12 protein-coding genes are annotated in these 12,531 nt (G+C 39.6%); 11 read left to right on the top strand and 1 reads right to left on the bottom strand.

All coding sequences use genetic code 11. From position 1 onward, the window contains the following. Positions 1-148 precede the first annotated feature (148 nt). The 11 genes from GH754_RS01170 to GH754_RS01120 all read left to right on the top strand — a co-directional run bounded on the left by GH754_RS01170 (position 149) and on the right by GH754_RS01120 (position 12,013). Entirely contained in the window at positions 149-1,231 is a 1,083-nt protein-coding gene (locus tag GH754_RS01170; RefSeq protein ID WP_153726901.1) for an SGNH/GDSL hydrolase family protein, read from the top strand. 269 nt (positions 1,232-1,500) lie between these two features. Continuing rightward, positions 1,501-1,674 (top strand): hypothetical protein, encoded by a 174-nt coding sequence (locus GH754_RS01165; RefSeq protein WP_153726900.1) that lies wholly within the window; start codon positions 1,501-1,503, stop codon positions 1,672-1,674. A gap of 310 nt (positions 1,675-1,984) precedes the next feature. Further along, positions 1,985-2,965, top strand: a complete 981-nt coding sequence (locus GH754_RS01160) for an N-acetylglucosamine kinase (RefSeq protein ID WP_153726899.1) — start codon at positions 1,985-1,987, stop codon at positions 2,963-2,965. Between the two features lie 5 nt (positions 2,966-2,970). Next, entirely contained in the window at positions 2,971-3,885 is a 915-nt protein-coding gene (gene murQ / locus GH754_RS01155) for an N-acetylmuramic acid 6-phosphate etherase (protein ID WP_153726898.1), read from the top strand. Between the two features lie 84 nt (positions 3,886-3,969). After that, positions 3,970-5,349 carry an ABC transporter substrate-binding protein gene (locus GH754_RS01150; protein WP_407690643.1) on the top strand — a complete coding sequence of 460 codons (1,380 nt, stop codon included), beginning with the start codon at positions 3,970-3,972 and terminating at the stop codon, positions 5,347-5,349. A 118-nt stretch (positions 5,350-5,467) separates the two neighbouring features. Next, positions 5,468-6,361 (top strand): carbohydrate ABC transporter permease, encoded by an 894-nt coding sequence (locus GH754_RS01145; RefSeq protein ID WP_153726897.1) that lies wholly within the window; start codon positions 5,468-5,470, stop codon positions 6,359-6,361. Between the two features lie 18 nt (positions 6,362-6,379). After that, on the top strand, positions 6,380-7,219 hold the full coding sequence (locus GH754_RS01140; protein WP_323741792.1) for a carbohydrate ABC transporter permease: 840 nt from the start codon (positions 6,380-6,382) through the stop codon (positions 7,217-7,219). A 149-nt stretch (positions 7,220-7,368) separates the two neighbouring features. Then, positions 7,369-8,211, top strand: coding sequence for a MurR/RpiR family transcriptional regulator (locus tag GH754_RS01135; protein WP_153727177.1), 843 nt, complete (start codon positions 7,369-7,371; stop codon positions 8,209-8,211). A 348-nt stretch (positions 8,212-8,559) separates the two neighbouring features. Beyond that, positions 8,560-10,248 carry a serine hydrolase domain-containing protein gene (locus GH754_RS01130; protein ID WP_153726896.1) on the top strand — a complete coding sequence of 563 codons (1,689 nt, stop codon included), beginning with the start codon at positions 8,560-8,562 and terminating at the stop codon, positions 10,246-10,248. A 234-nt stretch (positions 10,249-10,482) separates the two neighbouring features. Beyond that, complete coding sequence (locus GH754_RS01125) at positions 10,483-11,406, top strand: DMT family transporter (RefSeq protein ID WP_153726895.1); 924 nt, start codon at positions 10,483-10,485, stop codon at positions 11,404-11,406. A gap of 25 nt (positions 11,407-11,431) precedes the next feature. Continuing rightward, positions 11,432-12,013 carry a uridine kinase family protein gene (locus GH754_RS01120; protein ID WP_153726894.1) on the top strand — a complete coding sequence of 194 codons (582 nt, stop codon included), beginning with the start codon at positions 11,432-11,434 and terminating at the stop codon, positions 12,011-12,013. A 67-nt stretch (positions 12,014-12,080) separates the two neighbouring features. Here the strand turns inward: GH754_RS01120 and GH754_RS19770 are convergent, their stop codons facing one another. After that, positions 12,081-12,203: a hypothetical protein gene (locus tag GH754_RS19770; protein ID WP_267206645.1), complete on the bottom strand. Its 123-nt coding sequence runs from the start codon at positions 12,201-12,203 to the stop codon at positions 12,081-12,083. Between the last annotated feature and the right edge of the window lie 328 nt (positions 12,204-12,531).

Genomic DNA, 12,531 nt, shown 5'->3' with positions numbered 1-12,531 from the left:
AAGAAAATGAAGACCTTCTTTTCGGCAGCATATGAATCATATGCTGTTTTTTCTTTCAAAAAATCTGACGAAATCTATCATCTCGTGACAATGGTACCAGAAAAATGTAAAATAAATCTTAGTATGTATGTTGTTGGGGGAGATGGCTTTGAAAAGGAAGTTAGGTATTTTTTTGATCATTACGATGTTAATTGCTCTCATACTTATAGTTTTTGTAGGACCAAAATATCAAGAAATTAAGCTAGAAAATCTCCAGACTGACCGTAGTTTGACTGCATCAAGTAGTAAGACAGAATCAAGTGAAGATTTAGGGCTCTACGATAAACTAAAAGAAAGCAAGTCTATTGATATATTAGTTATGGGAAATCGATATAAGATGGATGAACCTGATAGTTTGTGGATTGATCGGTTTAAGAAGTCCATACATAATCAATACGATTCAGAAACAAATGTGGATTTTCTAACTACAGAAGAAGACCGAGTTTTTCGTTTACTTGCTGACTACTCAAATGCTGAGCTAGAGAGTTATGATTTGATACTGCTGACCATAGCTCCGTATGGCTCTAATGATGAACAGGGAGATCAAAATTTTCGACTTGTATTTGAAAACTTATTAAGGACTGTCATGAGCAACAATCCAAATACTGAAATTATTCCGGTAATCGAATATGGAGTGGATTACGAAAAGGTAGACCAAATTCAAAACCTTACACAATATTACGGACTTACTTATGTAGATATAAAACACGTAATAGAGTCATCAAAATCATCAAATAGTGAATACATCCTAGAAGATCAGTTAAATGATGAGGGTCACCAATTGGCGAGTGATGAGTTGTTTGAACGAATTCGTGCACATATGTTCCAAAATAAAAGAAATAATCACCAAGTAGAGGAATTCTTACATTCGGGTGCTGAACGGTTCAGTTCCATCCAAGTGATTTCGGATGGGGGACAAGTGGACGAGCCACTGTCGTTTAATTTTACAGGGGAAATTATCGGATTAACATTCCAAATGGGTTCAGACCACGGAATTGTAGATATTTATTTAGATGGTGAATACCTTCGTAGCATTGATACCTATTCATCTGATGGAGATAGTGAAAAGACATTCTTACTCAATAGTCAATTAGCAGACAGCGAACATGTTATTACTATCCAGCCATCACTACTGACTAATGAAAATGCAGAGGGTAGTGAAAGAGAACTAGTTCGGGTGATTACAAATTAACTTTGAGGACCCCAGGGGATTTGGGGTCTTTTGTACGTTACAAGGATTTGATATTACTTGTTATTCAAGTAATTTAAAAAAGTCCTGTTTTTTAATTTCATTTTACTAAATTTATGTTTTTTAGCCCAAAATAGGGTCATATTTTGTAGATTTGTGTCATATCTCGACATTTTCTCATAAAATCTTCCACTGTTTTTCAATTTCGCCGATTTTTCACCAAATCCTTTTCATGGTATAAATAAGATATTGAAAGTAAAGGAGGCGTATTCATGTTGGCCCACCAATCGTGTCCCCGTTGCCAAACAATAGAAAACCGAATCAAGCAGCATGAAAAATACATAGCGCAGTTGGTAGATCTAGTAGCAAAAACCAATCGCCGAATAATTGATTTGGAAGAACGGCACTTATTGAAGTTAGATGCTCCCATTTCCAAGCGTTTTTAGATGAGCAAGAGTTCCGTCCATTCCACTCTTGCTCCCTCTCCTTCCTAATTGAAAGTGTAAATTAGAATACGTTTCCTACTTTTTAAATTGCAGCCTTAGTGCTGCTCTTTTTTTGTACTAGAATTGGAATTTATGAAAGCAAACACGGGGTCCCAGCTTAGGCTCGGTGCTTGCTATTGAGATTAAAACTGGGACAAGGGACCTGTCCCTCTGACCCAGTTTGAAATAAAATAACGAATAATGTGATAAACATTGACATAATATTTCAATAACCATATAATAAAATCAAATCATACATGGAGGCCTTTTCATGACTTTTGTAATAGGAATTGATGGTGGAGGTACTAAGACCACATGCTTATTTAGTGAGGTTGGCGCCCAATCTAGTTATCATGATGAGCATTCGATGACCGTGCAAGGAGAGGGGACTAATCCGCAAATTATCGGCTTTCATGAAATGAGGCTAAGACTTCAGAATCTCATTCGACAAGGAATGGAACAGTTTTCGATCGATTCATCCGAAATCCTTGGTGTCTGCTCAGGCTTAGCTGGTGTAGGTCGTATGGAGGAAGAGGAAAAAGTGAAACAAGAGTTCACAAAAATCTCCTCAAACCTAAAGCTATCGGATAAGGTCATTTTTTCTGTGCATTCTGATACATATATTGCCCTTAGAGGTGCTCTGAAACCAGATGAACGAGAAGGAATTTTAGTGATTTCTGGTACAGGATCAAATGCAACAGGAATGACCAAAAACGGTGATGTGTACAAAAGCGGTGGCTGGGGCCATATTTTAGGGGATGAAGGAAGTGGTTTTCAAATTAGTTTGAAAGCGCTTAACCATATTACTCGTGCTCATGACCTACGTGGAAAAAAGACCAGCCTAACAGATGCCATTCTAACAGAACTGAAACTAGATAAGGTAGAAAATCTTGTTAGTTATATTTACGGACGTCAGCATGAAAAGAAAGACATTGCAAGGTTTGCCAAGCTCGTCATTCAAGCATCCGAACAGGGTGATGCGGTGGCGATTGAAATCCTGGAGCAGGCAGCCTTTGAGCTTGCTCTTCATGTTGAAAGTTTATTCCAAAAGTCGCAGCACCAATTTCATGAACAGACTCCGATTACAACAACAGGTTCAATTTTTACGTACTCAAATGTGTTGAAATCAGCCTTTATCAAATACTTAGAAACGAAAAAACTAGGAATCTATCAACCATCATATGGACCACCAGCATACGGAGCAGCTGTGATTGTCAACGAATTGGTTGAATCTGCTAAGAAAGCAAGGTGAGATAAATGACCGAATTATCAAAGCTAACAACAGAAAAAAGAAATAAAAACAGCATGAAATTGGATCAAATGTCGACGATTGATATTTTGAAAACGATTAATCAAGAAGACAAAAAAGTTGCAGATGCCGTTGAACAGGTTTTACCACAAGTGGAAAAGGCCACTGATCAAATCTATCAATCTTTTAAAAATGGTGGACGCCTTTTCTATATAGGTGCTGGAACGAGCGGACGATTAGGCTTTATGGACGCATCTGAATGTCCACCCACCTTTATGGCGCCACCTGAGATGATTCAAACGATTATGGCTGGTGGCGGGGGGGCTGTCAAAAGTGCCGTTGAGAATGCTGAGGATGATGAGGAACAAGGTAGACTTGATCTTGAGGCAAAACAACTCACTAAGGATGATGTCGTAATCGGAATTACTGCGAGTGGACGAACTCCATATCCGATCGGCGGACTGAAATGTGCTCGGGAAGTAGGCGCCTATACAGTATCCTTATCCTGTAATCATGATTCGTTAATTAGTCAATATGCGGATTGTGAAATTGAAGTGGTGGTGGGGCCTGAGGTGTTAACTGGTTCAACTAGGTTAAAGGCTGGCACTGCCCACAAAATGGTCCTCAATATGATTAGTACAACCGCTATGGTTAAGCTTGGAAAAGTGTATGAAAACCTTATGGTGGATGTGCATGCAAGCAATTATAAATTACTTGAAAGAGCGAAAAGCATCATCATGGATATTACGAAGGTGCCATATGAAAAAGCAAGTAAGGCATTATTTGCAGCTAATAAAGAAGTGAAACCGGCGATTGTTATGCTTGAAGCCAATGTTTCACTCGAGACGGCGAAGGAAGCCATTCAACAAGCAAATGGGTATGTTCGCCAAGCGATTGAGATTGCAGAGCAACACTCCAATTAATGGTTGAAAGGTCATTAATGTAGAATACTGCTTTCTACGATTAATGATTTTCAATAAAAAAATAATTAGCAAGGGGGAAAAGCAGTGAAGAAGTTTCTACAAAGTCCATATCTTTTGTTGTTGGCGATGATTCTGATTCTTGGTGTCATTGCAGGATGTTCATCTGACACAGAAGGTGAAGGCGATGATCAAACAGAAGACACAGAACAAGAAGATACACAGAATGAAGGCTCTGAAGACACTGGTAACGGTGAAATTTCAGGCGAACTAGAAATTCAATACTTCGTTGGGGGTTACGGAGATTCTTGGTGGAAGGAAGTTATTGGTGATTTCCAAGAGAAGTATCCAGATGTAACCATTACAGAGCATGCAGGTCCTAACATTAACGAAGAAATGAGATCACGTTGGGTTTCTAACGATCCACCAGATGTTGTTTACATTGATGGTGCTGGTTCAAGTGAAACGCAAATGGTTGAAGATGGACAGCTTATGGATTTAACAGAATGGTTAGAGGGCATTGAATTAGCTGACGGTTCAAAGCTTAAAGACAGCTTTATCGTTGATCCTGCTGACTATGATGGTAAAACTTACAGCCTACCACTTGTTTTCGATACTTGGGGAACTTGGTATGACAAAGCAAAATTTGAAGCAGAGGGCTATGAAGTGCCATCTGACTTTGAAAGCTTCATGAGCTCTATGGAAGAAATCCAAGCAAATGAAGATATCGCTCCATTTGTTACAACAGGTCAATATCCATACTACTTCCTAAGAGGGGTACTATATCCTGCCTTTGGAGCAGCTGGTGGGGACCAACTACTTGCTGATGTTATCCAAGGTAAAGAAGGCGCATGGACTAGTGAACCTGTACTAGAAGTGATGAAGAAGGTTGAAGAAATGCAAAAAGCTGGATTCATTGATGAAGGTTTCGGTGCACTTAACCATACTCAATCTCAAATGAACTTCTTACTAGGGGATAATGCATACATTCCAGTTGGATTCTGGTTACCAAATGAGATGGCAAATGATACGCCTGAAGACTTTGAATATGGATTCATTCCATCTCCAATGAACGATGCTGGCGAGCCAATGGCAATTGTTCCTGATTTACGTCCATTAGCAATTGCTGAGCAAGCTGAAAATCCAGAAGCTGCAAAAGCTTTTGTTGAGTTTGTTTTCACAAGGGAATATGCAAAATCCTTCTCTGAGCACACTGGTGCAATCATGAACATTACAGGTGTTGATTTGGCAGACAGTAATGCTCCTGGTTACTTAATTGATGCAAACAAATTGATTAACGACCCTGAGCAAGTTCAAATCTATCAAAAGCCTCATCCAATGAGTGCTGACCTTGAAACACCTATTAGTAACTCACTTGTATCACTAATGCTAGGAAACATTACAGCTGAAGAATTTGTTCAAGAAGCAGAGGAAGCGGCAGCAGAATATCGCGCCGGACTCGAATAATCATTTTATAGGGTACCCGGGATATCCCTGGGTGCCTGTCACGTGGCGAATTTGAAGATTAAATTCGTCACGTGACAGGCACCCCAAGACCTACACAAACTTCACAGGAGGTGATTGGATGGTACAGACGAAAAAGCAGAAATATTTGTTTTTAGCTTTTTGTTTGGTTCCAACATTTATTTTATTTGCTATTTTTACCCTCTATCCACTTTTTAGTGGCTTATATTACTCATTCTTTGAATGGTCCGGCTCTGCCGCAGATAAAGACTTTGTAGGCTTTAGCAATTATATCAAATTGTTTAATGATGAAATCTTTCCAAGCACAATTCTGCATGACTACTTCCTTGTGGTCACAAAAGTAATTGGGATTATGATTCTAGCCATCTTCTTTGCGGTTGCCTTAACCCAGCTACGGATTAAGGAAGCACCATTCTACCGCGTGATTTTCTTTTTCCCAAATATCATGTCCGTTGTCGTTATCGGGATTTTGTGGATGTTTATTTACAACCCAGGACTAGGACTTGTGAACTCAGGGTTAGAAATGATCGGCTTAGAGGAATGGGCAAGACCATGGCTCGGGGATGAAGAGTGGGCACTTCCTAGCTTAGTTCTTCCATCCGTTTGGGCGGGTATTGGTTTGTTCATGCTACTCCTTATTGGAGGAATTTCCAATGTGCCCAAAAGCTATTATGAAGCAGCGGAAATCGACGGTGCTAGCGAATGGCAGCAGTTTTGGAAAATTACGATGCCACTTGTATGGCCGCAAATTAAGGTTTCTATTCTGTATATCGTAATCACGACGTTGAATGGATCCTTCATTATTGTTCAAGTTATGACACAGGGTGGACCAAACAATGCAACACACGTTATGGGGTCCTACTTGTACCAGCAAGCCTTTAAACAATTTAACTTTGGATATGGTGCGACCATTGGGGTTGTCATTTTGATTATTTCACTGATTACGGTGTTAATCTTACAGTTCTTTATGAGAAGAGAGAAGGTAGAATATTAAGATGGGGGAGGGAGATTAGTGAAACATATACGTAACTTTATCGTTCGTACAGGGATACGAATTCCGCTCATTGCTTGGGCAGTCATCGTATTATACCCGATTATTTGGATGATTATCGGCTCCTTTAAAAATAACGCTGAAATCTATAAGGATCCATGGGGGCTTCCGGAAACATTCAGCTTTCAAAACTTTGTAACCGCATGGAATGAATTTAATATTGATATAAGTGTTTTTAATAGTTTAATTGTTACGGTTCTGGGGATATTTATAACGCTTATTTTAGCGATTCCTACCGCATATGCGTTAGAACGGATTCGATTCAAAGGGAGCGGAGCGCTTTTTACCCTCTACATTTCGGCCATGATGATTCCGATGGTACTAGGGTGGATTCCACTTTTCTTCCTATTAATGAAGCTAAACCTGCTCGATAGTATTATAGGATTATCGTTAGTGTATGCCATGTCACAGTTGCCATTTTCGATCTTTATTCTGACTAGTTTTATGAACTCCATTCCTAAAGAGTTAGAGGAAGCAGCTGCAATAGATGGTATGTCAAGTTACGGGATATTATTAAAAATCGTGACACCACTATCCACAACAGCGATTATTACGGTGTCGATTATGAATGCCATCCAGTTCTGGAACGAATACTTTATGGCACTCATTTTCCTTCAAAGTGAACAAAAATACACATTAGCGCTAGCGATTGACTTTATCAGTAATGAAACCCAGTATACGAATGCCTGGGGGGCACTATTTGCCAGCTTAACGATTGCGATTATTCCTGTCATTATCCTTTATGCTATTTTCCAACGTAGAATTACAAAAGGAATGACAGAAGGAGCTTTGAAAGGGTAAAATACTCTTGGATTTCGTAAAATAAAAACAGACAAAACAAAGTGGCTTTCGCAAGTATTATCTGCGAAAGCTTACTTTTTCTAAAAAAAGGATTGATGAACTTGAAGGATAAATTGAAAACCAACTCTTCACTTTCAGGTGGATTGGTCATGTTAGATGAAGTGATGGACCGACTTCCGCCATCTGAACGAAAAGTGGCTCAATATATTGTAAAGCACCCGCAAGAAGCAATTTACTCTACGGCAACTGAACTTGGGACGGTGAGCTCGACCAGTAGTGCAGCAGTAATTCGTTTGTGTAAATCCCTTGGTTTGAATGGGTTTCAAGAGTTAAAGCTGCGAATTTCTGGTGATTTACATAAGCCATCTAAGCCTGATTCTGCCTATAGTGATATTCAGCCAGGGGAAGATCAGGAATCGATTGTGGAGAAAATGACAAACAATAGCTTAACCGCTATTCGGGAGACAGCTGCACTAGCCAACTATGATACCTTAGGAAAGGCCGTAGCAGCTTTAAAAAAGGCTGAAAAAATTCATTTCTTTGGCGTTGGTGCTTCCGGAATTATTGCTCAGGATGCTCAACAAAAATTCCTGAGGATGAACAAAGCAGTTTCGGCTTTTACAGATATTCATAACGCGGCCATGTATATTGCGAATGTGAAAGAAAATGACGTAGTGTTTGGGATCTCCTTCTCTGGTGAAACGAGTGAAACAGCTAAGGTGATGGAGCTTGCTCGGAAAAAAGGAGCCGTTGCCATTAGTTTGACTCGTTACGGAACTTCGCGGGTGGTTGATCAGGCAGAGATTAATTTGTTTATTTCTGCATCGCGTGAAGTTCCGGCTCCTTTTCGCAGTGGGGCAACTTCTTCTCGGCTCGCGCAATTACATATGATTGATATTTTGTTTATTAGTGTGGTGACGGAGGAGTTTGAAGAGGCGACGGTTTATCATGAGGAGATTCGGAAGGCGATTGATTTTGTGAAGGGTGAATAGTAGGGAAAAGGAGAAAAAGGTCCTTATTCGAGGGCCTTTTTATAATGGAATTAAGAGATAATAGGTAAGATAAAGGTATCTAGCCCTATACCAATGACCAAATTTGCTGTGAAAACGGGATAGACAACAGTAAAAAAGTGGGATAGACATCTGAGGTTGTCCAATGTAAGCTAGAATCATCCTTCATTGTAAGTGGTTCCCTGGAGGTGATGAAGACTTGAACAGCTTACGATAGTTTTGTTTTTTACTTCGTATGAATACACCATGAAACCCTCATTAATCATTCTGCTCTCACCCAGATTTCCAAAGCTCAGCAATAACCAAATTTTTTGAAATGGGGAGGTTAAAATGAATAAGAAAAAAGTAATACCCATAATGGGACTTTTATTAACCACATCATTGCTTTTACCGACTAGTGCTGTTTTCGGTTTAGGGGGCTCACCAACTATAGAGACACCACCTGATAAGGAGTTCACTCGTCCTCCACATCCGGTCTTTTCATGGAATAGTCCCGGGAAGAGTTCGCCCGTCCTTCATCCAGGCTCGGCCCGAGGTGCTGGCATGATGCAGGGTCCCTTAAACAAGATTGATCAAGTCATGTCAACCATGATTGAAGATGAAGTTATGCCTGGAGCTGTATCGATTGTAGCGAGACGAGGGCACATTGTTCAGCATGAATCTTACGGATATGCTGCTCGTTATTTAGATGGTTCGAAAACGGAAATGGATAACCCAATTAAGATGCAAAAGGATACGATATTCGACCTTGCATCTATAAGTAAGGTTTTTACCACTACAGCAGCTATGATTTTATATGAACAGGGCCAATTCGACCTCGATGATCCAGTTTCTGAACACATTCCTGAATTTGCTCAAAATGGAAAAGAGGATGTGACCATACGTCAACTGATGACACATACGTCTGGATTCACGGCATGGGTTCCCCTTTATACCCAAGGTGAAACGAGAGAGGATCGTTTACAATATGTTTTCGCCTACCCATTAAAAAATGAACCTGGTGAGTCTTATACCTACAGTGATTTAAATATGATTACACTAGGTGCTCTTGTGGAACGATTATCAGGCAAGCGTCTTGATCAATTTGTTTATGAGCATATTACTGAGCCGTTAAAAATGCATGATACGATGTATAATCCACCAAATGAACTTAAAAATAGGATTGCCGCAACTGAATATCAGGCATTTCCAGATAGAGGCTTAGTATGGGGAAGCGTACACGATGAAAATGCTTGGTCTTTAGATGGAGTCGCAGGTCATGCAGGGGTTTTTTCAACAGCAACAGACTTAGCTAAGTTTGCTCATATGTTTGTTAATGATGGGAAATATGGAGGGAAACAAATACTGAAGCCCGAAACTGTTGAGTTATTAGTAGAAAATCAAATTCCGCAGTTTCCTGCAGATAGCCATGGACTCGGCTATGAGATTGACCAAGGCTGGTACATGGATGCACTAACTGGTTCTTCAATTGGTCATACAGGCTATACAGGTACCTCTATGGTCATCAACAAACACAATAATACGATTGCGATATTATTAACAAATCGCGTCCACCCAACTCGAGAAACAACATCAACCAATCCAGCGCGACGCCAATTTGCAAGACAAGTAGCAGACGCTATTCCTGCAGCCATTCCGAATAAAGATAAAGCATGGTTCGCGGGCTATGGTGATCATCTAGACAATACCCTAACAGCTGAGGTAAATCTAGACCAAGAGACAATGCTTAACTTCGATACCTGGTTTAGATTAGAAAACGGTTATGATTTCGGAAAAGTTGAGATATCTACTGATGGAGAACAGTGGACAGCAATTAAATCATTTACAGGAAGTTCAAATTGGCAAACTAACCAAATCCAATTACCAGCGGACACGAAATTCGTTCGCTTCCATTATGAGACAGATGATTATACGAACAATAGGGGTTGGTATATTTACAATGCGAGCCTAACGACGGCGGATGGTCAGACTTTTACTCCTGAATTTTTGGCTGATGGCTGGGAACGAAGGAATTATTAAATATTTGGGTGGGGATGTAACTACTCTAGAACTTGCCTTTTCCATTAATAGGAAAGGGCAAGTTTTTTAGTGTTAAGTTTCTGCTGAATTCATTAAAAGGATGAATAAGGACCTTTTTAAGTCATATCATCTATAGTTGTCACTTTCAATTTAGTTTGCCCTAACCTCGTACAACGTTTATATTTATATTGGTAGATAAGTATTTTACAACTTTAGAAATTTGGTGATTTCGTTTTGAAAAAGACATATGCACTGCTCGTTTTCGTTATGATGATGTGGGGATTTAATGTTTCTGCCATTAAGGTGCTCGTAGACAACGTTGAACCCATTCTATTAACTTCCTTTCGTATCTTCACCGCGGGAGTAGTTGTTTTAATTTTGACCTACTTTTTAGGCATTTTTCGACTTCCTAATAAAAAGGAATTGGGCATCCTACTATATATAGCCATATTCAATGTAATTGTTCACCATAGTGCGATTGCTGTTGGATTAGGCGCCACTTCTGGTGTGAACGGGGGATTAATTTTAGGAATGGGTCCCTTAACCACCATGATGCTGTCGATTATATTTCTCGGTCAACGAATGACAAAGTTTAGAATTATAGGTTTTATTTTAGGTTTTATTGGTGTTGTTACCACAACTCTTTCTGGTTCAGGTGGAGTTACAAGTATGTCATTCGGTGATGTGATCGTCTTTGTTGGAATGCTTGTTCAGGCCTATTCCTTTATTTTAATTAGTAAGCTAAACCCAAGCTTTGATCCGAGGTTATTGACAGGTTATATGCTTTTTATCGGTTCATTTCACATCTATATTATTAGCTTATTTGAGGATTCTTCTCTATCACAGCTATCCCTTTTAATAGATTGGCAATTAGGGTCTGTATTTTTATTTAGTGCTGTTATTTGTACGGCTGTTGGGCATATGGTTTATAACTCTGCAATTAAACAGGTGGGTCCAGCAGAATCGGCTATTTTTATTAATTTTAATACGATGTTTGCGATATTTGGGTCGGCACTCTTTTTGGGAGAGACGATTCGGGTAAGTCATTTGATTGGGTTGGTGTTGATTGTTTGTGGGGTGTTGATTGGATCAGGAACTGTGGAGTATTGGAAGAGGAGTTTGGCTGCTAATAGAGAAGTGACCAATAAGGTGAATTAGAGTTTTCATTAATGGGGGTATTATTATGAAAAAAATTACATATAGTTCTATCCTCAAGCTATTGGGGAAGATTGAAAGCCAAAACAAATCTATCATACTCGCAATAGATGGTCGATGCGCAAGTGGAAAAAGTACCTTGGCTGAAGAAATCTCAGCCCAAATAGATTGTAATCTCTTCCATATGGATGATTTCTTTCTGCCATTTGAACGGAAAACAAAAGAACGGCTAGCTGAGCCTGGTGGTAATGTAGATTATGAGCGTTTTATCAAAGAGGTTATGCAGCCACTTAAAGAGAATAAGCCCGTCACTTATCGTAAATATAATTGCAGCATTGGATCGCTGACCGAAGCTCTTCATTTTCCTAAAAAGAAAATAAATATAATAGAAGGGGTGTATGCTTTACATCCCGCTTTACAATCCTTATATGACTACAAAACATTCTTAACAGTCAATCCAAGCATTCAGAAAGAAAGGATTTTAAAACGTAACGGTCAAAAGATGCTGGAGAAATTTATTCATCAATGGATCCCGTTGGAGGAAAGATATTTTACGGCTCTAGAAATAGAATATTTATGTGATGTTGTGATCGATACAAGTTATATTTGATTAACGCTGTTTTTTAACAGATTGTGGTTTTTGACAGAAAAGATATAAACTGCGACGTAACTAAAATTTAGATTCGTTCTTTACTGAATAATACAAGTGCATGCAAACCGTTCCGGCAGAATACTTCGCTTTCCATGGGCACGGCCTCAGCCTCCTCGGAAGCAAAGACCGCTTCCTGCGGGGTCTTCACCACGCTTCCTCCCATAGGAGTCTTCGTATTCTGCCTCCACTATTGAAGTGTTCTGATTATTGCGTGGTTAAAAGCCTTTGTATTCCAATAGTCCACCTCTAAATCAAAGAATTAGGCACTGTTTTTAGCGGAGGAAATACACGGAGACTCCTGTGGGAGCAAAGAGACAGCTGAGACCCCGCAACGTAGTGAGGAGGCTCAGCGCTCGCCCGCGGAAAGCGAAGTGTATTTCCGGAGCGATGGTTTAGCACTCATCTTATAGGTCATTGAAAACATCTACGCTAGTGTTACGTCGCATTTTACATCAATTTCGCATTAATAAAAAGCA

The organism is Salinibacillus xinjiangensis, from assembly GCF_009649735.1.
In the GTDB taxonomy this organism is placed as follows: domain Bacteria; phylum Bacillota; class Bacilli; order Bacillales; family Alkalibacillaceae; genus Salinibacillus; species Salinibacillus xinjiangensis.
Note: the sequence above shows the minus strand (reverse complement) of the source record. Positions and strands in the feature narration are given on the sequence as shown.